Origin of the sequence: Micromonospora phytophila (assembly GCF_023656545.1) — a bacterium.
GTDB lineage: Bacteria > Actinomycetota > Actinomycetes > Mycobacteriales > Micromonosporaceae > Micromonospora > Micromonospora phytophila.
Window position 1 is genome coordinate 1 of sequence record NZ_JAMOKF010000064.1, and the last position, 21134, is coordinate 21134.

A 21134-nucleotide genomic window follows, 5' to 3' on the forward strand; every position below is an offset into this window, starting at 1 on the left:
TGCTCGCCGCCCGGGACGTCGTCGCCGAGGACGAGCTGGGCCGGCCGGTGAGCGACCCCGTGGTCGCCGCGCGGCTCGACGGGCTGGCCACGCTGGTCACCGGCGGCACGAAGGTCTCCCCGCTGGTGCAGGCCGCCGTGGTGCACGGCGAGCTGCTCAACCTGCGCCCGTTCGCCGGGCCGTCCGGGGTGGTGGCCCGGGGCGCCGCCCGGCTGGTGCTGCTCTCCAGCGGCCTCGACCCGCGGGGCCTGCTCGCCGTCGACGTCGGGCACCACGAACGCGAACCGGAGTACGTCGGCGCGGCCGGCGCCTTCGCCACCGGCACGCCGGACGGCCTGCGCTCCTGGCTGCGCCACTACATGAGCGCGGTGGAGGTCGGCGCCGACCAGCTCACGGCCATCGGCGACGAGATCCTCGCCGCCGCCTGACCCCCACCCCACCATCCCGCGCCGGGCCGCGCCCCCGGCGCATGCGGTTGTGGTGCCCGACCAGGGCTGCCTGAGTTCCGACCATGCCCACCTAACCCGATGATCGACCGAGTCGGGATCGGGAGGGATCAGGCGACGGTGGTCGCGCGGGCGCGGAATCAGCCGACGGTGGTCGCGCGGCCGGCGCGGGTTCAGGCGACGGTGGTAGCGCGGGCGGCGCGGGATCAGGCGGACGGTGGTGGCGCGGGATCAGGCGACCGTGGCGGCGCGGGTGCGGCGGTGCCGGCCGTACCAGGCGATGCCGATGGCGACGCCGACGCCCACGCCCAGCGCCGCGGCGGCCACCGGGACGGCCGGACGCTCCCGCAGCCGCCGGCCCAGCGGGATCGGGTGCCGGAACTCCAGCACCGGCCAGGAGTTCTCCACGGCGAGCCGGCGCAGCTGCCGGTCCGGGTTCACCACGCTGGGATGGCCGACGCACTCCAGGAGCGGGCGGTCGCTGTACGAGTCGGAGTAGGCGTATGAGTCGGCGAGGTCGTACCCGCGCTCGGTGGCCAGCTCGCCGACCGCGTCGACCTTGCTCGGGCCGGCCGCGTAGAACTCGACCTCGCCGCTGTAGCGGCCGTCCACCACGCCCATCCGGGTGGCGATCACGTCGGTCACCCCGAGCAGCGCGCCGATCGGCCGGACCATCTCCTCGCCGGAGGCCGAGACCAGCACGACGTCCCGCCCGGCCGCCTGGTGCTCCTCGATCAGCGCGGCGGCCTCGGCGTACACGTAGGGGTTGATCAGCTCGTGCAGTGTCTCCGCGACGATCTGGCGGACCTGTTCCACCTGCCAGCCCTTGCAGAGGGTGGCCAGGTAGTCCCGGGTCCGGGCCATGGTCTGTTCGTCGGTGCCGCCCAGCCGGAACATCAGCTGCGCGTACGCCGACTTGACCACGTCACGCCGGGTGATCAGGCCGTCCCGGTAGAACGGCCGTCCGAACGCCAGGGCGCTCGACTTGGCGATGACGGTCTTGTCCAGATCGAAGAAAGCGGCACTTCGGCCCACGGCGCGAAAGTCTAGCCCGATGGTCTATCGTCGGCGGGTGCCCGGGGTCCGGCGACCCCTCAGATCCGCGGGCCGACCCCCTTCGCCTCCGCTCACCGTGACGACGGTCACACTCTGCGAACAGGAATTCGCAGGGAGTGGAGGCAACACCACTCGACGTATACAGGTCCGCTCAGGCAGACTTGTCGGCACGACGAGTATTCATATCTCGTACAGCAGACAGACCCTCGGCGGTTGCACCCCCCGTGACCGCTGAGTGGGTTCGGCTCGACCCCCCCGGAGCCGAACCTCCGACGACCCCCGTCTCCCCCCGACGGGGGTCGTCCCTTTCCGGGGTACGCGCTGCGCCGCAGGTCACGGCAACTCTCCCATGCTGTCAGGCAGGCTTTCGGTAGGCGGCTCGGCCGCCGGAGTCAGCAGATCGTCAGCAGGCAGCGTGAAGGCTTCCAAGATCCGAGCGGCATAGTCAGCAGGGGTGTGCGTATAACGGTTCAGCGTCGTCGATGCCTGCTCGTGGCCCATCACCCGCTGCACCAGGTTGACCGGGACGCCGTCAGTGACCAGCCAGGTGGCGTATGCGTGTCTCAGGTCGTGGAACCGCATCCCGCCCACAGCCTTCGTCGCCACGCAGGCGACCGCTTCCCGCTCGGTGGGGAACTCCGCGGACCACTCGATGCCCTCCCGATCGGGCCAGACCGCGTGGAAGCGATGCGGGCCGGTGTTGACGACCCGGCCGAGCAGCCCGGCGCGGACTAGCGACGGCAGCCAGACCCGGCGGCGGAAGTTCGACCGACGCAGCGCGCGACCGACTCGGTCACGGAACACCAGCGTTCGCGGGTCCGGATCACCGGCACCGGTGCGCAGCCGGCGTAGCGCGGACACCAGGAAGCCCGGAAGCGGCGCCCCCGGCCATGATCGGTCCCGGTCGCGGCGGCAGGGTCGGCGACGGCGTCGAGCCAGGCGTGAAAGCGGGCGCGGGGGATCAGCCAGCGACCGCCGAGGCGGGTGGCGGGGATGGTGCCGTCGCGGACCAGGGCGTAGGTGCTTCCCAGCGAGAGGTTGAGCAGGTTGGCGACCTCCCGGACGGTGTAGGTGACCGGCTCGACGACGACTGCCCCGGTACGAGGGACGAGCCGGACGACCCGGCTCCAACGGGCGGTGGTGCTCATGACGGGTGACCTCCTCAGGTCTGTCGGGTCAGGCGGCAGCCGGCGCGGTGCCGGCCGGGGTGGTGCTGAGTTCGTGGGCGAGTTCTTCGCGGCCGGTGGTTCGTCGTTCGCGGGCGAGGGCGGCGGCGGTGCTGGCGAGGAGGCGTCTCCGGTGGTGTGCCAACCGACGCCGGCGAAGGTGAGGGTGCCGACGATGAGGGTGGTGTCGTCGTCGAGGTCGTCGACGGGATGGCCGCCGCCGGCGGCGGGATGCTCGTGGTCCTGGTCCTCTAGCCGGCGGAAGCTCACGCGGCTGTCGCGCAGGAGTTGGAACGTCACGGAGTAGCGGCGGGCTTTGGTGAGGAAGTGGCCGCCGAAGCCGAGCATGTGCGCCCACCGGCGCAGCCGGGCGTACGGGTTGGTGCTGGCCGGTTTCGTCGTTTGGGTGTCAAGGCTGGCTTGACGGTCGGCGACGCAGACGGGGCAGGCGGCGTGTCGGGTGTGGGTGCCGCAGTCGGGGCACTCCCAGCGCTCGACGAAGCCGGGCCGGGGCCGATGGTCCCGAGGCCGCTGCGACAGCGGGACGGGTTTGCCGGTGGGTCGGCCGATGCGCCAGCAGGCGTCGATGAGGCGGGCGGTGTGGTCGCCGTCAGGATCGGCGTAGTCGCCGATCGAATCGGCGTCGAGCCTGACGGAGCGGTGCCCGGTTACCTCGGTGCTCTTGGTGGCGTACTTGGCAAGGTAGCCGGCGACCATGCTGTCGGTGACGTCCCAGCCACCGTTCAGCGAGATGGCAGACGGGATGGCAGGACCGTCTAAGCGTCGTCCTGCGGCTGCTGAGGCTTGAAACCCATTCGTCGCCATGCCTCGCGGATCGGTTGCAGATTGTTAGCGAAGGCTCCGGATGCTCGAGAAGTACCGCGTCCAGCTCTGGGCCCAGCAGCTCGGCACCGCGCAGACGGTCAGCGATGCCCGCATCCGCAAGATGCTGAGTCCGTAGCCGGCCCTACTCAGCATCCTGTGCCTCGATCAGGTCGAGGTCGCGGACGCAGAAGCCGTGGTGCTCGAAGGTCTCGTTGAGCACCGTGCCGAGGCACTGCCGCACCAAGCGGCCCCGGGCGTACGGCGGCCAGACATCTTCGTCGGGCACCGGCGCTCGCGCTGCGAGCTGCACAGCGGTGACCTCGTCGAGCCAGGCCTCGAGCTCGGCGGCCTGTGCGTCACGCACGCTCACGATCTCGTCGAGGGCCGGATCGAGCGAGAGGTCAAGCCCGTGCGCTCCACGGTAGGGCTCGACGGTCGTCCCGATGCCCATCGGCGTGAACAGCTCCGTCGAGCCCAGGCAGCAGCGGCGGAACCACGAGTCGTGGACGAAGACCAGGTGGCGCATCGTTTGCACCGCCGACCACTCGTCGTTCACGCTGCGGCGCTCGATGCCGGGCGTACGGCGGATTCGCTCGATCGTGGCGGCCCAGCCGGCATGGAGCTGACGCGATGCCTCGCGCAGATCGGCAGGGTCCTCGGAGCGGATCAGCACCCGCACCGGATGACGCCGGTCGAGCTCTGCCTCGACGTACTCGGTGACCTCGACACCGTTCACCACGAGGTTGGTGATGAGCCCGTCGATTACGGCATCCTGCATGACGACGCCGATCAGGCGTGCCCCGGTCAGATCGCACTCGCGGAACTCCGCACCGTGCAGATCCTCGTCGACATACCGCGTCATGCTCCGCATACTAGGTCCGAGCACCGACAAGCCAGCCTCCCCGGCTTGATTTGGCCTCCTCCAGGTCCTGACCGAGCGCGGAGAACGCAACAGCGTCGCGATCGCCTCCAACGAATCCTTCTCCGGATGGACCAAGACCTTCTTCGATCAAACTGGCAGCCAGGGACGTGACGCGTGGCGACGCCTGGGAGCAGGTGCCAGCCACCGTTGCCGCTGCTAGGTGTGCCGGGTCGCCCGCTCCTGCCAGTGTGGAGCACACAGGGGGCACAAGACGCTGTCAAACGTCGTCAACCAGCCACCAACGCTGGCAGCCCGAGACGCCGTGTGAGCAGGTGTCGCAAGCCGTTCACGCTGGTGGCGGGACAGCGGCTCTATGTTCCGCTTCAACGTCTGACATGCAGTGCGGAGGATGCGGGGCTCAGGCCGGGGTGGGTTGCGGCGGCGGGGCCCGGCGGTAGCTGGCCGGGTTGAATCCCCTCGGCACGTCGCGGTGTTGCGGTAGAACTGTGGAGTGAGCCGAACTCGGCTGGAGGTATTCAGCGATGCGGTCTTCGCGGTCGCGATCACGCTACTAGCGCTGAACCTGGCGGTGGCCGGCCCGGGTCATGGCCCGCTCCTGCATCAAGTCGCGGACCACTGGCCTTCATTTGTCGCCTACCTGATCAGCTTCGCCACGATCGGGCTCATCTGGATCAACCATCACGCCCTCGTCCAGAACGTCGCCGTCGTCGACCGGACGCTGGCCCTCCTCAACCTCGTCCTGCTGGTGTTCGTCGTCCTCATCCCGGTAGACACGGCGACGGTGGCCGAGTACCTCGCGCTGGGCGGGCAGGACGCCCGGGTGGCGGTGCTTCTGTATGCGGCTGCCTTCATGGGGATGGGGTTCAGCTTCGCCGGGATCTTCGAATGGACCTTGCGTTCGGGGCGACTCCGGCAGCCGTTGCCGAAGCGGGCCCGTTGGAAGGCGCGGCTGCGATTCGGGGTAGCGTCGGTCCTGTATCTGGCCGCGGTCGCCGTCGCCTTCGTCAGCCCGCCGGTGGCACTGGCCATCATCGCCGCCGTCCCCGTTTACTACATCTTCGAACGCCTCGAGGTGGTCGGCTCTCCTGCAGGCGACCGGCAGCAATAGCCGCTGCCGAGCGAGGACCCAGCCCGGATTACGCGTCTGTCGTGGTGGCTAGCGGCCTGTTGCTCGGCGCGTTTCCCTTCTTGCTTACGGTTTCGTGGCCTGGCGGATCGAGCGGCGTGCGTCGCGGGCCGGGAAGCCCGGGCCGTGGCTGTCGACAGCAACGGTGACAGCAACCGCCCCGGACGTGGATAGCTGTCAACGGTGAGCGGCGGACGGTGGCCCGAGGTCGCACACGCGGGCGGGCGCCGCCGGACGGGGTGAACAGAGCTTGTAAGCGAGTCGTCGGTGGACTACGGCTGCCGGGCGAGAGTTGGGTGATGGACTGCACCAGCCAGCAGCGATTTGATGTCGCGTCTTGCCGCCCCAAAACGGGTCCTACAACTGCGGACGCGGGAGGTAGCGTCGCCGGCGGTTGGATGGTCGGTCGTCGAAGGGATCCTGGTGTACGCAAGCTGGCCTCGCCGCGTGGGCGCCTACCTGATCGATGTGGTGGCCTTCTACTCGCCTTGGATAGTCATGCCCGCGGTCAATTCGGTCGTTCCGCTCGACGTCGGCCGGCGCACGCTCCTAGGCGACGCCTTCGTCAGCCTGCTAATCGTCGGACCGTTCGGCATCCTGATCTTCAACCGCTGGGTCCGCGGCGGCATGCTCGGCCAAACCTGGGGTCGCGCGGCGGTCAGGATCCGGCTCGTCGACGAGTTCACCGGCGAGCCGATCGGTATAGGCCGGGCATTTCTCCGCGACGTGGCGCACGTCTTCGATACCCTGCTGCTCTATCTCGGTTGGCTGCGCCCGTTGTGGCACCGCAAACGTCAAACCTTCGCCGACAGCGCCGTTAGGTCAGTTGTGATCAAGGGGTGACGCGAGTCAAATCGGGGCCCTCGTGCACGCCTGCCCGTGACAGTGGCAACCGCGGAGCCACGCCAGGTGCGCGTCAGCAGAGAGTCAGCAAACCTGTCGCTACTCCACGACGACGGCCGGAAGCAATGACCAGGCCGCCGACGCGCGACCGCATGGAACAGCCGTCGCTGGCACTGGATAGTTACTCCGATCAGGCTCCCCCCGACGGGGGTCGTCCCTTTCGGGGGTAAGCGTTGCGGCCCAGGTCACAGGTCGTCTCCGTCCGCGTCGAAGGCTCCGACCGGGGGCGTTTCCCCGGCCGGAGGCAGCAGAGAGGCAGCAGAGCTGTCGAAGGCAGCCAGGACACGGGTGGCGTAGTCGTCCGGGGTGTGCGCGCCCGGTCGAGGTCGACCGAGGACCACGTCAGCCCGGCGCACTCACCCCAGCGCAGGCCGGCCCCGGCGGCGGCAGAGACGATTCCCCGGTGCCGAGGTGGGACGGCGGGTAGCAGCCGGCCGAAGAAGTCCGCCCGGCTGATCGTGACCACCTTGACGTCGCGGGACCGGTCACGCAGTCGTACCTCTTCGGCGGGGTTTGTGGCGATCAGCCGTGCCTGAACCGCCGTCCGAAGGATCATCTACAGCAGTTGGTAGCACTTGGCCACGGTGGCGGGGGCGAGATCCCGACCGAGGCCGGTCACCCACTCCTGCACCGACAGGCCGAAGGCGGCCAGTGGCGCGAGCAGACCGGCGACGCTGCCACGCGGCCGCCTAGGTGAGGCGGGCTGGTCGTCGGCTGCCGGGGATGCGGACGCTCCTCTTCGTGTCAGACGCTCGGTCGCTGCGCCTTGCGCTGAATCCGAGTGACGGCGGCGTAGGCAACGCTTCCGGGCAGGGCACCGAGTACGGAGAACAGGAAGCCGTCCCAAGGCTGCGGTAGCCACCCCTTCAACATCACCTCAGCAACGAGGGCCGCAGGCACCGCGATCAGTAGCGCTACCGCAAGCGCCCACCACGACCGCCGATCTTCCTCCTGATGCAGGAAGATCAGCGCACCCAACAACGCGCCTATCCCGTCCGAGTCGAACCACGAGGTGGCCAGAACGAAAAAAGCCCCGAAGGCCAGGCCCATGGCCGATCGCCGCAGAGCAGTGCGGAACGACACGGCTTCCTGCTGAGCGGCGCCCTGGTGCTCTCCGTCCACGGCCATGCCCGTCACCGGCTCCTCCACGCGCCGATGGTCTCAGCAGCGAGTCGCCGCTGGTAGCACGGCAGCGGCTCTTAGTTCCGCTTCGACGTCTGACCTTCGAGCGTGGCGAGCGGCCGGCCCCGGCGCCGGGTTTCCCTGGGCGCCGGGGCCCGCACGAACGCGGAGACCCGCGTCGGCGTGATCAGACGATGGCGATGCTCGTCTGCGCGCTGTTGTCGCCCAGGTTGTCCTCGGGGGAGTTGGTGGAGGCCGTGACGGTCACCGGCACAGAGTCGCCCGGGGTGCCGGAGGTGACGGTCGCGGTGAGGTAGAGGGTGTCGGCCTGCCAACCGTCGACCAGCTGGTAGAGCGTGCACCGCCACTCGGGACCGCCGAGGGCCGGGTCGTCCACGAAGTCGCAGTACCAGGGGCTGCTGGCGCTCTCGGACTGGCGGGTGAAGCCGGCCGGCAGCGGCACCGTGACGTAAACCTCCTGGGCCGTCATGTTGCCGTTGTTCGCCACGTCGATGCCGATTTCCACGGTGTCACCGACCTGGGCCTGGGTGGGGGCCCAGACCTGGTTGACCGCCACGTCGGTCACGCCGCGGATGTAGCTGACCGTCGCCTGGCCGGTGTTGTTGGCGAGGGAGAGCTCGTTGCTGGTCGTTGACGCGGTGGTGGTGAACGTCGCGGTGTCGCCGATCGGTCCGCCAGGGAAGGAGACGTAGAAGATCAGCCGGGGGGCGGTCGCGCCGGCAGCCAGGGAGCCGTGCGTGCAGGCCAGGGTGGTCCGGAGGTCGCACTGCCAGCCGGCCGGGATGGAGTTGCCGTCGCTGAAGTAGGCGCCGGGCGGCAGGGCGTGCTGCAGGATGACGTTGGCGGCGGCCCTGGTGCCGACGTTGCGGACGTCAACCTGTACGGCCACCCCGCCGCCCACGTCCACCACCGTCGTCGGGTTGGCCGACACGGTGACGGTCAGATCGGCGCGGCTGGGCGCGGCGAGGGCGGGTGTGGCGGACACGGTCGCGACCGCGAGGGCACCGAGCGCGCCGAGCGCGAGGCGTGCGGCCAGGCGGTACCGCCGGGCAGGAGACATGGAGCGCATCTATACCTCGGTGTGAAGAGGAGCCGGTCCAAAGAACCGACGGGACCTGTGTCACGTCCCGTTGATCAAGCGTCGCTGGCAGGGAGGGCGTTACGAGATTCCGCCGGAGGCAGTCGCCTCCCGCGTCCCTACCGGACGATCCCCTTTTGGTCTCAGAGGCGGGCAGAAGAGAGACCAGCCAACCGCTGGAGCCTCAGACCGACCGGCCGGGGCTCGTGATCTCCGTACCGGGCCGTCAGCAACCTCCTCGACGGCATTCCTGAGGTTCAGGGCTGCGGCGATGACCAGGCCTTGGGTCAGGGCAGCCATGAGGCAGCAAGCCCTTTGATCCAAGTAGGTACGACACAGCAGAGAACCTCAGCTGCTCGAACGCATTGGTCGACGACGTTCGGCACGAGTCGACAAGGTGCGTCCGGCTCCCCCTAGACGGGGATCGTCCCTTTCCGGGGTACGCGCTGCGACGGTCACGCTCAGGGCTCGTAGGCCGTGTCGCAGGTCGTGGAAGCCCATCCCGCCGACGGCCCTGGCCGCCACGCAGGCGACCGATTTCCGCTCGGTGCGTGGGCGAGGGATGGACGCCTGGCAGACATGCGTCGGAGGCCCCGCGCGGCGTGGTACGACTGGGTCAATACCGGGGCGAAGCTGACGGAAGACGAGCGGCAGATGACGGTCGGTGGCTGGGGCGGGCTACTGCGGGGCCGTGAGGGGGAGCTACTTCTCGATCTGGTTTTCGTCTTCGCGCTCACCCGGTTCTCGGAGCGCTTGGTCGAAGACTTCACCACGGACCGGCGGGTCGTCCTGCCTGAGGTCGGTCAGACGGCGCTGCTGCTGCTGGCCCTGTGGTTGGTCTGGGTCCAAGCGGCATTCGTGACCAGCAGATACGACACACGACAACCGGTGATCCAGCTGTTGATCGTCTGGACCATGTTCGGCAGCCTGATCATGGCGGTCGCGTTGCCCCACGCGTTCGGCGCGCGGGGTGTGGTCTTCGCGGTCACGTACGTCGCCATCCAGGTCGGCAGGCCCGTCATCTTCCTGCTCACCCGGCATGGCCCCGGGCGCCGCCGCGCCGCGCGATACCTCTGCTGGGGTGCGGTGTCCGCCGTGCCGTGGATCGCCGGAGCGGCGTTGTTCCCGCAGAGTCCCGCGCGCGGCGTGCTGTGGACGCTGGCGATCGCACTGGACTGCACGGGATTCGTACTCGGCTGGCCGGTACCGGGGCTTGGTCGCACCGGAGCCGAGGACTGGAAAGCCGTGGGCGAGCACCTCGCCCAGCGCTACCAGCAGTTCATCATCATCACGATCGGCGAAACGATCCTGCTCACGGGCATGACGTTCGCCAACGAGTTCACGCCGGACCGGGTGCTGCCGACCGTGGTGTCCTTCGCCACCGCGGTGCTGATGTGGCGAATCTATTTCCACCACGCTGGGACGGTGTTCCCCGCCGCCGTCGAGGCCGCCTCGCGTCCAGGCCGCCTCAGCAAGTCCGGGTTCTACACCCACCTGGTCATGGTGACCGGCATTCTCGCCACCGGCGTCGGCTACGCACTCGTCATCCACGAACCGCGCGGACACGAGAACCCGCTCTGGCTCGCGGTCATCTTCGGTGGGCCCGCGCTGTTCCTGGTCGGGCGGTCCCGCCTCGAGTACGAAGTGTTCAGCCGGGTGTCCGCGTCCCGGGTGGTCGGGCTGCTCGCGCTCGCTGCCCTGACGCCGGTGATGCTGCACCGGGCGCCGACGATCGCCACCAGCGCCGTAGCCGTCGTCCTGGCCGGAGTTGCGGTGTGGGACGGCCTACGCGAGTGGCGCCGCCCGGACGAGGCGCCCTCGCCACTGCGCTAGGCAGGGCGTGGGCCGCAACGGATGCCCCAGGCTGAGGTGAAGGGCTCTTTCGGGTCGTCCGGCAGACACCCGCCGGGCGCGTCTCGCCCGCCCAAGCCGGGCAGATCGTCAACAAGGAGCGTGGTGGCATCCACGACCCGGGCGGCGAGACGTCACGACGGTGGTCGGCACGGGCCCGTCGCAGTCCCCATCCGCGACCGGCGTCGGCTGCTCACCGGACGAGCTCGGTGCGGTACCGCGTCGCGAGGCTCTGCGCCTTCGTCTGCCGTTGTGCCTGCTCGGCCTCGCTGAGCTGCGGAGGTGGCGTGCTCGCACTCGGCACCGCATCGCCGACCGCCATGAAGTACTCCTCCTGCCCCGCTGGCGGGCACATGCACAGCAGATGAGCCGGCCGCTCGGAGTTGTTGCGAAAGAAGTGGGGGGCGTTGGCCGGGACGTCGACCGTCTGACCTGCGCCGACGACTTTCGTTTCCCCTCGGAAGGTCACCTCGATCTGCCCGTCCAGGACGGTGAACATCTCCTCGAAGTCGTGGCGATGGGGCGGGGACCGCCGCCGGGTGGAACTCGCATGTCGATCAGGCAGTACGCGCCGGCGGTGTCCGTACCGCTGAGGATGATCGTGTAGGTGTTGCCCGCCAGGGCGATGTGCGGGAGGGAGTCGTCCTGTTCGGGTCGGGCGACCACGAGTTGACGCCGGGGATCGTCGGCCGGGATGGGCTGGGCGGTCGGGCGGTCGTTCATCGTGCCTCCTGTCGCCTGCTGGGCGAGGTTGCGCGCGGCGCGACCGGCCCCGGGCGTGCCTGCGTCGCGATTCCCGATCCCGTGCTACCGAAACGCAGGCGGGGACTGATGCGCTGCGCGGAGCTCCTGAGGGAGGAGTCGCACCGGTGAGTTACCTCGCCCGTCGCCCCGCCCGTGCCCGAAACCACAACCGCGATCAGGGCCGCGGGCGGATCGTCACCGAGCTGACCGGCATGCCCGTGAACGGTGCGGCATGACCGGGCCGGCCGAGGGCGACACCCTCGCCGCCCGGGTGCGGCAGCGGATCGCGGCCAGCGCCACGCCGGTCACCCCGGCCGCGATCGTCTGCGCCGTACGGGCCGAGCCCGCCGTCGCCGTCCTGGGCGACACCACCGTGCTGCGGATGGCCGACCAGGTGCACGACGACCTTGTGGGCGCCGGTCCGCTCGCTCGGCTGCTGGCCGACCCGGAGGTCACCGACGTGCTGCTAAACGGTGTGCGGGTCTGGGTGGACCGGGGGCAGGGCCTGCACCAGGTGGCGGTGCCGGTCGGCACGGTCGACGACGTAGGCCGGCTGGCCCAGCGACTCACCGCCGGCGCCCCGGAACCACGATCGTGACCGGGCACCCCGTGATCCACACGGTCTACCGGTCATCCGCTGGAAGCAGCGCCTGACCTACTCGCCCGCAGTCGCGTCGAACCTGGCGAATTGTGGGATCTGCGCCATCTGTTCGGGAGGGTAGAGGAGGCTGGCCAGCGCGACGGCCATCGACGCGGCGGTGGGTCCACGCAGCCGCAGAGGGGGGAGTTCGTGGAAGGTCAGGTGCAGGCAGAATTCGACGGGCGCCGGCAGCAACTGCACGATGGCGTTGTGCCAGTACGACAGCCAGCGACCTTCGAGGAAGACCAGCAGACGTAGGTTGGTCAGAACCACCCTGGTGACGTGGGTGTCCCTCCACTGCCCTTCGGCCGCCTCGCGGCGGGCCCGGTTCCTGATCGCCGAGCCGATGAGGTCCATCGGCGACAGGTAGGACACCGGCTCCTGGTGCAGGTAGCCGTCGAGAGCGTAGTAGCGGGAGTATTCCATCAGGTCGTCGGCGTACGCCGATTCGTTGGCATCCAGCCTGACGGAAGTGAAGACCGGCTGTAGCTCCCCGCCCGAAACCACGTGGTCGTACAGGCGGGCAGCCTCGAACAACAGGTCTTCGACTTCCTCGTCGTCGTAGTCGCGCGGATTCCATCCCGGTTCCACGGGCCACCCTCTGGTCGCTAAAGGCTGCCTGACACCCCTGCTGCCGTCCATCTGAACGTATCGCGACGGGCGCGGTCAACATGCATGGCCGCCTATTCAGCCAGCAGCCGGCGAAGCCCGTGACGGACCTCGCGTAGGGATACGTTCGGCTGGCGGCTGACCGTCACGAGGTGGCCGAGCTGTTCAGCCGTCCACACCCCGTCGCAGGACAGCTCGTCAAGGACGATGTCGACCTGCGCGGCGCATGCTGCTGCGGGTCGACAGCGCTCAGTTGCCGAGTCGCACTGCGACGCCTCGCTGGGCGTGGCGGGACCCGGGGCGCGGTGGGACCGCGTCCCCGGGCCCGCGCGGGTCAGCGTCCCTGGAGGGCGTCGAGGGCGACCGCCATCGCGATCACCAGGCGGCGGTCGACCTGCGGGTGCTGCACCTGGACGACGTACCGGTCGCGCAGGCCCCACTGCTTGATCACCGAGAAGACCGGCTGGCCGTCGGCGACGAAGTCGAAGTGGTACGGCAGCCAGGACAGCGAGTCGACGAAGCGGCGCAGCAGCGCCACCGGCATGCTGCGCTCCTGGCCGGTGATCTGCGGCAGGCCGGCCTGCTCGACGTGCCAGGTCGAGCGGAGCAGCGACTGTGCGAAGTCCTTGCGGAACGAGCCGATCGGGGTGCCGGTGTGGTCGGTCACGTCGTACGTGGCGCCGAGGTCGAGGCGTTGACGGGCCTTGAAGCCGAGCAGCGCCTGCTGCTTCGAGTCGTCGGTGTAGATGGTCACCTGCTCCTTGAAGGCCAGCCGCTTCTGCTGGGCGAACCCGAGCAGCTCACCTTCGGAGCCGTCCTGCGCGACGGCGTGGATCTGGTACTGGTTGACCATCAGCCGCAGCCGCTGGCGGATGTGGAACTGCTGCTGGGCCTGCAAGATGTCGAGCTGCATGGGATCTCCTTCGGAATGTGCGCCGGAGTCTCGCACAGCTCCGACCGCGTCGCCCGCCCGTCTGGCGCATGGGTGGCAGCAGAGCAAAGGAGGCGGACGCCCCTTGGGGGGTTCACCGCCCGCCGTCGACGGTCGCCTTCAGCGCCCAGGCGGTGAGAACCTGGTGGATGCCGCGCAGCCGTTCGTTGATCTGCTCCAGCCGCTCCGCTTGGGCCAGCGTGGCCAGGGCGGAGCCGAGGGCGATCTGCTGGTCGGGGGTCAGGTTCTCCTGGTCGATCGTGTAGAGCAGGTCGACGGTCTCGGCGATGGTGTCGGCCACGACTCCTCCTCCTCGGTACGAACGGCGACGGATGCGCAGAACTCTATGGAAGCGCTCCCAAGGATCCTTGCCCCGGCGGAGCCCGTTCTATGCCTGCATCCCGCTGCCCGGGACCGCCGCGTCGACCTGCCGGTCGTCGGGCTCGGCCGGACGGGGTGCCGGTACGGCGCCGGGCAGGTTCGCCAGCACCACGTCCAGCACCCGGATCGCGTCCGGCTTGGAGAGCGGATTGTTGCCGTTGCCGCACTTCGGTGACTGCACGCAGGACGGGCATCCGGACTCGCAGCCACACTCGGCGATCGCGTCCCGGGTGGCGCGCAGCCACGTTCCCGCCGTCCCGTACGCCCGCTCGGCGAAACCGGCCCCGCCCGGGTGTCCGTCGTAGACGAAGACGGTCGGGGCCTCGGTGTCCGGGTGCACCGCCGTGGAGAGCCCGCCGATGTCCCAGCGGTCGCAGGTGGCGGTCAGCGGCAGCAGCCCGATCGCGGCGTGTTCGGCGGCGTGCAGCGCGCCCGGCACGTCGGCGGCCTCCACCCCGGCGGCGGCCAGCGCCTGCGGCGACAGGGTGAACCAGACCGCCACCGTGCGCAGCTCCCGGGCCGGCAGGTCCAGCGGGCGGGTGTCGATCACCTCGCCGGAGGAGATCCGTCGCCGCTGGTAGGAGACCACCTGGCTGGTCACGTCGACCTCGCCGAGGAAGAGCCCGACCGGCCCGGCGTCCACGTACGAGCGGACCGACACCACCGACAGGGAGGTGACGTCGCGGGCGTGGGTGGACCAGTCCGGCTCCTCCGGGTGCACCAGCGCGCACCCGTCGGCCAGGTCGAGGTCGTCCACCACGTACGAGACGCCCTGGTGCAGGTAGACCGCGCCGCGGTGGAGCAGGAAGTGCGACGAGCCGCCGTCGACGGTGCCGAGCAGTCGCCCGGTGGCCGACTCCACCACGCAGACGGGCGCGCCACCCTCGCCGCGCAGGTCGACCTCCGGCCGTTCCCGGTGCCGCCAGTACCAGCCGGTCGGCCGCTGCCGCAGCGCCCCCGCCGCGACCAGTTGGTCCACCGCCTCCTTGGCCCCGTCACCGAAGAGTTCCAGGTCGGCGGGGGTGAGCGGCGCCTCGGCCGCCGCGCAGGCCAGCTGCGGGGCCAGCACGTACGGGTTGGCCGGGTCGAGCACGGTCGCCTCCACCGGCCGGCCGAACAACGCCTCCGGGTGGTGCACCAGGTAGGTGTCGAGCGGGTCGTCCCGGGCCACCAGCACGGCCAGGGCCTCCTGCCCGGAGCGCCCGGCCCGGCCGGCCTGCTGCCAGAGCGAGGCCCGGGTGCCCGGGTAGCCGCAGATCAGCACCGCGTCGAGCCCGATCAGGTCGACGCCGAGCTCCAGCGCGTTGGTCGAGGCCAGCCCGAGCAGGTCGCCGTGGAGCAGGGCGCGTTCCAGCTCGCGTCGCTCCTCGCGCAGGTAGCCGGCCCGGTAGGCGGCGACCCGGTCGCCGAGCCCGGGGACCGCCTCGTCCAGCGCCCGGCGGGCGTTCGCCGCCACCACCTCGGCGCCCTTGCGGGAGCGGACGAAGGCGAGCGTGCGTACCCCCTCGGCGATCGTGTCGGCGAGCAGGTCCGCGGTCTCCCGCAGCGCCGACCGGCGGACCTGCGTGAGATCCGTCGCCCCCTCGGCGGCGGGATCGGCCGGCAGCAGCGGCGGCTCCCAGAGCGCGAAGGTCACCCCGCCGCGCGGGGAGGTGTCCTCGGTGACGGCGGCGACCGGCAGGCCGGTGAGCCGCCCGGCGGCCGCGGCCGGGTCACCCGACGTCGCCGAGGCCAGCACGAAGACGGGGGTACGCCCGAACTTCGCGCACTGCCGCCGCAGCCGGCGCAGCACGTGCGCGACGTGCGAGCCGAAGACGCCCCGGTAGGTGTGGCACTCGTCGATCACCACGTACGCGAGCCGGCGCAGGAAGCCGGACCACTGGGCGTGCCCGGGCAGGATGCCGTGGTGCAGCATGTCCGGGTTGGTCAGCACGAAGCGGGAGTGCCGCCGGATCCAGTCCCGTTCGGCGCGCGGGGTGTCCCCGTCGTAGCAGGCGGGGCGTACCCCCTCCAGCTCCAGCGCGGCGACGGCGCGCAACTGGTCGGCGGCGAGGGCCTTGGTCGGCGACAGGTAGAGCACGGTGGCCCGGGAGTCGGCGAGCAGGGTGGCCAGCGCCGGGAGCTGGTAGGCCAGGGACTTGCCGGACGCCGTGCCGGTGGCCACCACGACGTGCCGGCCGTCGTACGCCAGGTCGGCCGCCTCGGCCTGGTGCCGCCAGGGCGCGACCACGCCGCGGCGGGCGAACGCCGCGCGCAGTTCCCCGGGCGCCCAGTCCGGCCATGCGGCGGGCTCACCGGCCCGGGCCGGGACCCGCTCGACGTGGGTGACCGGGTCGGCGGTGGTCCGCGCGCGCAGCCGGCGCAGCAGCTCGGCCGGCGCCGCCACCGGCGGTCGCTCGGGGCCGGGGCCTGCGGATACGGTGGCCTCGGACGACGGCTTCAGGTCGTGGCGCGGCGCTGGACGCGCCGCGCTGAAGCTGTCGGACGACGACGACTTCGGGGCGTCGCGCGGCGCCGGACGCGCCGCGCTGAAGTCGTCGGAGGTCACGTCCTGCACTCTCTCGCACTGGTGTTCGGAGATGAAAAGCCGGGCCGGTGGGTAAGGGGTGGCCTCCGCCGCTGACCATGAGCTGTCCCGGCGGTAGTGGTTAGATGCCCAGGAGAGTTTACGGCGCTTGCGAGGGAGGACCGATGGAGCTGTCGCTGGCGACCCGCACCGTGGGAGAGCACACGGTGCTCGAGGTCGGCGGTGAGGTGGATGTCTACACCGCCCCCCGACTGCGGGAACGGCTCCTCGAACTGATCGACGGCGGGGCCCGCCACGTGGTGGTCGACCTGGGGCGGGTGGACTTCCTCGACTCGACCGGGCTGGGCGTGCTGGTGGGCGCGCTCAAGCGGCTGCGCTCGGCCGGTGGCTCGTTCGCGCTGGTCTGCGACAAGGAGCCGCTGCTCAAGATCTTCCGGATCACCGCGCTCGACCAGGTCTTCCCGCTGCACCCCACGGTCGACGCGGCGATCGGCGCCGATCCGGCCGGTGCTGACGCCTGATGGCCACGGTCCGGCTCTCCTTCTCGCCGGCTCCGGTGCACGTGCGCACCGCCCGCCTGGTCGGCGTCGCGGTCGCCCGGCGGGCCGGGGTCCGTGAGGACCTGCTCGACGAGGTGCGCCTGGCCATCGGTGAGGCCTGCACCCGCGCGGTCGCCCTGCACCGGCAGTACGGCGTGCCCGACCCGGTGCTCGTCGAGATGTCCGACTCCGGGGCGTACGCGGTCCGGGTCATCGACCGCGCGCCGATCGAGGCCGGTATCGGGCTGGCCGCGCTCGACGCCGACCAACTGGCCAACGAGTCGCTCACCGACGAGGCGCTCACCACGGGCGTCGGCTTCGCGCTGCTCGCCGGGTTCGTCGAGGACCTCCAGGTGCGCCCGGTCGAGGACGGTGTCGGCACCGAGGTCCGGATGGTCTGGCCCGTCGGCCGCTGACCGATCCGCACCACCGCAGGCCGCGTCCCCACCGGGGGCGCGGCCTCCTTGTCATGGACGCACTCCTATATCAGATTCCGGTTCATAACACAGCGACGAAGATCATCGCGACATGGTGCACCCTCGGTGTGACCTCCGACACTGCGGAGGGCTACAGTACGCGGGTTGTCAGCAAGTGATCCATCCCGCAGCCAGCGGGAATGGGTGTTCATCGCTGGTCCGCACGGTGGGTTGGCGCGCGCTGGCGAGTCCGCATCCAGGCGCCGGTCGGTGCGTCTCCACCGGCCTGCGCGCGTTCGGTACAGGAGGACACAGATGTCCGACACCTTGGCCGCCGAGGGCGGCGGGATCTCCCTCACCGGGAACAATGTCACGTACGTCGTCATCGCCGCGGTCATCGCGCTGGTGGCGCTCGTCTTCGCCGCCGCACTGACGAAGGCCGTGCTGGCAGCCGGCAAGGGCACGACCAACATGCAGGAGATCTCCGGCGCGGTCCAGGAGGGCGCCTCGGCCTACCTGCTCCGGCAGTTCCGGACCTTGGCGATCTTCGTCGTCGTAGCCGTGGTGCTGCTCTTCCTGCTGCCGGTGCACGACACCGACGGCAGCGAGCTCGCGGTGAAGCTCGGCCGGTCGGCCTTCTTCGTGGTGGGCGCGCTGTTCAGCGCCTTCATCGGTGGCGCCGGCATGTGGCTGGCCACCCGGGCCAACCTGCGGGTCGCCGCCGCCGCCCGGGAGCGCGAGGGCGGCCGCGAGGCCGCCATGAAGATCGCCTTCCGGACCGGTGGCGTGGTCGGCTTCCTCACCGTCGGGCTCGGCCTCTTCGGCGCCGCGCTGGTCGTCATCCTCTTCCGGGGTGACGCGCCGACCGTGCTGGAGGGCTTCGGCTTCGGCGCCGCGCTGCTCGCCATGTTCATGCGGGTCGGCGGCGGCATCTTCACCAAGGCCGCCGACGTCGGCGCCGACCTGGTCGGCAAGGTCGAGCAGGGCATCCCCGAGGACGACCCGCGCAACGCGGCCACCATCGCGGACAACGTGGGCGACAACGTCGGTGACTGCGCCGGCATGGCCGCCGACCTCTTCGAGTCGTACGCGGTGACCCTGGTCGCCGCCCTGATCCTCGGCCGGGCCGCGTTCGGCGAGGACGGCCTGGTCTTCCCGCTGATCATCTCCACCATCGGTGTGCTCGTCGCGATCGTCGGCGTCTTCATCACCCGGCTGCGTTCCGCGGACCGCAACGCGCTGACCGCGATCAACCGGGCCTTCTACCTCTCCGCGGTCCTCTCCGCGGTGCTGGTGGCGATCGCCGCCTACGCCTACCTGCCGGCCACCTTCGCCGAGCTGGAGGGCGGGCTCACCGACGTCGACCAGAACCCGCGACTGGTCGCCATCGGCGCGGTCGTCATCGGCATCGTGCTGGCCGCCGCGATCCAGGCGCTCACCGGCTACTTCACCGAGACCAACCGGCGTCCGGTGCAGGACATCGGCAAGAGCTCGCAGACCGGTGCGGCCACCGTCATCCTCGCCGGCATCAGCGTCGGCCTGGAGTCGGCGGTCTACTCGGCGCTGCTGATCGGCGCCGGCGTCTTCGGCGCGTTCCTGCTGGGCGGCAGCTCCATCACGCTCTCGCTCTTCGCGGTGGCGCTGGCCGGCACCGGCCTGCTCACCACCGTCGGCGTGATCGTCGCCATGGACACCTTCGGCCCGATCTCCGACAACGCGCAGGGCATCGCGGAGATGTCCGGCGACATCGACGAGCACGGCGCCCGGACGCTCACCGAGCTCGACGCGGTCGGCAACACCACCAAGGCCATCACCAAGGGCATCGCGATCGCCACCGCGGTGCTCGCCGCGACCGCGCTCTTCGGCTCGTACACCGACAGCCTGCGCAGCTCGTACGCTACGGCCGGGGTCGGCGACGTCGGCACCGAGATCCTCAACGCGCTGAACGTGGCCAACCCGCGCAACCTGGTCGGTCTGATCATCGGCGCGGCGGTGGTCTTCCTCTTCTCCGGTCTGGCCATCAACGCGGTGTCCCGCTCGGCCGGTGCCGTGGTGATGGAGGTGCGCCGGCAGTTCCGCGAGATGCCCGGCATCATGGACCGCACCCAGCGCCCGGAGTACGGCAAGGTCGTCGACATCTGCACCCGCGACGCGCAGCGTGAGCTGATGACCCCGGGCCTGCTCGCCATCCTCGCGCCGATCGCGGTCGGCTTCGGCCTCGGGCCCGGCGCGCTGGCGTCGTACCTGGCCGGGGCGATCGGGGCCGGCACGCTGATGGCGGTCTTCCTGGCCAACTCGGGCGGCGCCTGGGACAACGCCAAGAAGCTCGTCGAGGACGGCGCGTACGGCGGCAAGGGCTCCGAGTCGCACGCCGCGACCGTCATCGGCGACACCGTCGGCGACCCGTTCAAGGACACCGCCGGCCCGGCGATCAACCCGCTGATCAAGGTGATGAACCTGGTCTCGCTGCTGATCGCGCCGGCCGTGGTGGCCTGGAGCGTCGGCGACGACCGGAACACCGGCCTGCGGGTCACCATCGCGGTGGTGGCCACGCTGATCATCGTCGCGTCGGTGGTGTTCAGCAAGCGCAAGGGCATCGCGATGTCCGACTCCGGCTCCGGCACCGGCGCGGGCAGCCCGGACCAGCGACCGGAGACGGTCAACGTCTGACCCGTAGGGCATCCGGTCCCCGGTCGGCGCACGTCACCGGCCGGGGACCGGTCGTACAACGTGGCAAACCTGACCGCTGCCTCCGCTCGACAGAGGTCGTACGCTGCAACGCATGCGTACGTGCCGGGCGGCAGCCGCCGGAAAGCTCACGGTGGTCCTGGCCACGTTCGTTCTCGTGCTCGCCGGCTGCGGTGGCGGCCCCAGTCCGCAGGCCTGGGCGGCGTCGGTCTGCTCGGCGCTGACCCCCTGGCGGGCCGAGATCAGCAAGCTGACCAGCAGCACCGACCAGCAGATGACCGCCCAGACCACCCCGGCGCAGGCGAAGGAGAACCTGGTGCGGCTCTTCGGCGGCGCGGAGCAGGCCAGCGAGACCGCCCGGCGCAAGGTTGAACAGGCCGGCATCCCGGAGGCCGAGCACGGCGCGGAGGTGTCCGCCGGCTTCCGCGCTTCGCTGGAGAAGATGCGCGACGCGTACGGCAAGGCCCGGGACACCATCGACGGGCTGAGCACCGGCCAGCCCGCCGCCTTCTACGACGGCGTCCGGGCGGCGGTGGAGACCCTGAACAAGGAGTACGACGCCAGCGCCCTGGACACCAGCCGGCTCAACTCCGAGGAACTCAAACAGGCCTTCGACGAGGTGCCGGAGTGTCGCTGAGCGGGCTCGGTGACCCGCCGGACGGCCAGCCGCTGCCGGCGCTCTTCCCGGTGCCCGAGGCCGACGCGCCCACCACCCGCCGGGGCGTGCCCCGATCCCGCGGCTCCCGACGCCCCGGTCCGCCCGGCGGGCCCGAGGCCGGTCCCGCGTCGTCCGGCTACGGCGACGGCGGCGAGGCCGAGCGGCAACTGGTCTTCTTCGGCGCGGAGGCGGCGGATCCCTCCCTCGCCGACCTCGCCGGCCTGCTCGCCGGGCCGGGTGAGGTGGTCCGGATGGGCGGCACCGCCCGGCTGTCGGTGGTGGTGGACGCCGCCTGGCGGGTGCACGTGCTGGTTGCCGAGCTGGCGTCGCGCGGGGTGGCGGCCACCTGGGAGGCGACCGCCGACGAGCGGCACGCCGTGCGCACCTCGTACGCCCGCACGTTGAAGCCGCTCGCGGTGGCCTGGCTGCGCGGCACGGTGAAGCGGCCACCGGCCGGTTTCCACCTCAACGGCCGGCGGCTGCGGCTCTGGCTGGCGGCGGCCGGGGTGGCCGAGCCGCCGGGC

General features: G+C 70.8%; 22 protein-coding genes and 2 pseudogenes. 11 read left to right on the forward strand and 13 right to left on the reverse strand.

Going from position 1 to position 21134, the window contains the following annotated elements; translation table 11 throughout:
* On the forward strand, nt 1-428 hold a 428-nt coding region (locus NCC78_RS11180; RefSeq protein WP_504919897.1), incomplete at its 5' end, for a Fic family protein.
* Nucleotides 429-677: 249 nt separating this feature from the next.
* Here NCC78_RS11180 and NCC78_RS11185 read toward each other — a convergent pair.
* The 4 genes and pseudogenes from NCC78_RS11185 to NCC78_RS11200 all read right to left on the reverse strand — a co-directional run.
* Nucleotides 678-1481, reverse strand: coding sequence for an HAD family hydrolase (locus tag NCC78_RS11185; RefSeq protein WP_250794096.1), 804 nt, complete (start codon nt 1479-1481; stop codon nt 678-680).
* A gap of 354 nt (nt 1482-1835) precedes the next feature.
* A complete protein-coding gene (locus tag NCC78_RS11190; RefSeq protein WP_250794099.1) occupies nt 1836-2306 on the reverse strand; it encodes a tyrosine-type recombinase/integrase in 471 nt (156 codons plus the stop codon).
* Entirely contained in the window at nt 2234-2650 is a 417-nt protein-coding gene (locus tag NCC78_RS11195) for a helix-turn-helix domain-containing protein (protein ID WP_250794100.1), read from the reverse strand. The genes NCC78_RS11190 and NCC78_RS11195 overlap by 73 nt, the downstream gene beginning before the upstream one ends.
* Before the next feature lie 28 nt (nt 2651-2678).
* A pseudogene (locus NCC78_RS11200) lies at nt 2679-3403 on the reverse strand (replication initiator); the annotation flags it as partial.
* Nucleotides 3404-3533: 130 nt separating this feature from the next.
* On the opposite strand from NCC78_RS11200, the gene NCC78_RS11205 reads away from it, so the two are divergent.
* Complete coding sequence (locus NCC78_RS11205; RefSeq protein WP_250794102.1) at nt 3534-3629, forward strand: DUF3418 domain-containing protein; 96 nt, start codon at nt 3534-3536, stop codon at nt 3627-3629.
* 6 nt (nt 3630-3635) lie between these two features.
* Here the strand turns inward: NCC78_RS11205 and NCC78_RS11210 are convergent, their stop codons facing one another.
* A complete protein-coding gene (locus tag NCC78_RS11210; RefSeq protein WP_250794103.1) occupies nt 3636-4355 on the reverse strand; it encodes a DinB family protein in 720 nt (239 codons plus the stop codon).
* Between the two features lie 511 nt (nt 4356-4866).
* Here NCC78_RS11210 and NCC78_RS11215 point away from each other — a divergent pair.
* On the forward strand, nt 4867-5484 hold the full coding sequence (locus NCC78_RS11215; protein ID WP_250794104.1) for a TMEM175 family protein: 618 nt from the start codon (nt 4867-4869) through the stop codon (nt 5482-5484).
* Nucleotides 5485-5829: 345 nt separating this feature from the next.
* Nucleotides 5830-6345 (forward strand): RDD family protein, encoded by a 516-nt coding sequence (locus NCC78_RS11220; RefSeq protein ID WP_284706287.1) that lies wholly within the window; start codon nt 5830-5832, stop codon nt 6343-6345.
* 804 nt (nt 6346-7149) lie between these two features.
* Here NCC78_RS11220 and NCC78_RS11225 read toward each other — a convergent pair.
* Both NCC78_RS11225 and NCC78_RS11230 read right to left on the reverse strand, forming a co-directional pair.
* A complete protein-coding gene (locus NCC78_RS11225) occupies nt 7150-7554 on the reverse strand; it encodes a hypothetical protein (protein ID WP_250794106.1) in 405 nt (134 codons plus the stop codon).
* Between the two features lie 160 nt (nt 7555-7714).
* Entirely contained in the window at nt 7715-8608 is an 894-nt protein-coding gene (locus tag NCC78_RS11230; RefSeq protein WP_250794107.1) for a DUF11 domain-containing protein, read from the reverse strand.
* Between the two features lie 597 nt (nt 8609-9205).
* Here NCC78_RS11230 and NCC78_RS11235 point away from each other — a divergent pair.
* Nucleotides 9206-10459 carry a low temperature requirement protein A gene (locus NCC78_RS11235; protein ID WP_250794108.1) on the forward strand — a complete coding sequence of 418 codons (1254 nt, stop codon included), beginning with the start codon at nt 9206-9208 and terminating at the stop codon, nt 10457-10459.
* A gap of 211 nt (nt 10460-10670) precedes the next feature.
* Here the strand turns inward: NCC78_RS11235 and NCC78_RS11240 are convergent, their stop codons facing one another.
* A complete protein-coding gene (locus NCC78_RS11240) occupies nt 10671-10976 on the reverse strand; it encodes a cupin domain-containing protein (protein ID WP_250794109.1) in 306 nt (101 codons plus the stop codon).
* Nucleotides 10943-11200 (reverse strand): hypothetical protein, encoded by a 258-nt coding sequence (locus tag NCC78_RS11245; RefSeq protein WP_250794110.1) that lies wholly within the window; start codon nt 11198-11200, stop codon nt 10943-10945. Before NCC78_RS11245 ends, NCC78_RS11240 begins: the two co-directional genes overlap by 34 nt.
* A 253-nt stretch (nt 11201-11453) precedes the next feature.
* Between NCC78_RS11245 and NCC78_RS11250 the strand changes: the two are divergent.
* A pseudogene (locus tag NCC78_RS11250) lies at nt 11454-11801 on the forward strand (TadA family conjugal transfer-associated ATPase); the annotation flags it as partial.
* 75 nt (nt 11802-11876) lie between these two features.
* Here the strand turns inward: NCC78_RS11250 and NCC78_RS11255 are convergent.
* From NCC78_RS11255 to sftH, 4 genes are all read right to left on the reverse strand, one after another.
* A complete protein-coding gene (locus NCC78_RS11255) occupies nt 11877-12452 on the reverse strand; it encodes a hypothetical protein (protein ID WP_250794112.1) in 576 nt (191 codons plus the stop codon).
* Nucleotides 12453-12804: 352 nt separating this feature from the next.
* Nucleotides 12805-13383 (reverse strand): LURP-one-related family protein, encoded by a 579-nt coding sequence (locus NCC78_RS11260; protein WP_250794114.1) that lies wholly within the window; start codon nt 13381-13383, stop codon nt 12805-12807.
* Nucleotides 13384-13495: 112 nt separating this feature from the next.
* Entirely contained in the window at nt 13496-13702 is a 207-nt protein-coding gene (locus tag NCC78_RS11265; RefSeq protein WP_250794116.1) for a hypothetical protein, read from the reverse strand.
* Nucleotides 13703-13789: 87 nt separating this feature from the next.
* Nucleotides 13790-16225, reverse strand: a complete 2436-nt coding sequence (sftH, locus tag NCC78_RS11270; RefSeq protein WP_372495115.1) for a DEAD/DEAH box helicase — start codon at nt 16223-16225, stop codon at nt 13790-13792.
* 248 nt (nt 16226-16473) lie between these two features.
* Here sftH and NCC78_RS11275 point away from each other — a divergent pair, with 248 nt between their 5' ends.
* The 5 genes from NCC78_RS11275 to NCC78_RS11295 form a co-directional block, all read left to right on the forward strand.
* Complete coding sequence (locus NCC78_RS11275) at nt 16474-16830, forward strand: STAS domain-containing protein (protein WP_250794118.1); 357 nt, start codon at nt 16474-16476, stop codon at nt 16828-16830.
* Nucleotides 16827-17264 carry an ATP-binding protein gene (locus tag NCC78_RS11280; protein WP_250794128.1) on the forward strand — a complete coding sequence of 146 codons (438 nt, stop codon included), beginning with the start codon at nt 16827-16829 and terminating at the stop codon, nt 17262-17264. The genes NCC78_RS11275 and NCC78_RS11280 overlap by 4 nt, the downstream gene beginning before the upstream one ends.
* A 315-nt stretch (nt 17265-17579) precedes the next feature.
* Nucleotides 17580-19934 carry a sodium-translocating pyrophosphatase gene (locus NCC78_RS11285; protein WP_250794120.1) on the forward strand — a complete coding sequence of 785 codons (2355 nt, stop codon included), beginning with the start codon at nt 17580-17582 and terminating at the stop codon, nt 19932-19934.
* A gap of 112 nt (nt 19935-20046) precedes the next feature.
* A complete protein-coding gene (locus NCC78_RS11290) occupies nt 20047-20589 on the forward strand; it encodes a hypothetical protein (RefSeq protein WP_250794122.1) in 543 nt (180 codons plus the stop codon).
* On the forward strand, nt 20580-21134 hold a 555-nt coding region (locus NCC78_RS11295; RefSeq protein WP_250794124.1), incomplete at its 3' end, for a hypothetical protein. The genes NCC78_RS11290 and NCC78_RS11295, both read left to right, overlap by 10 nt.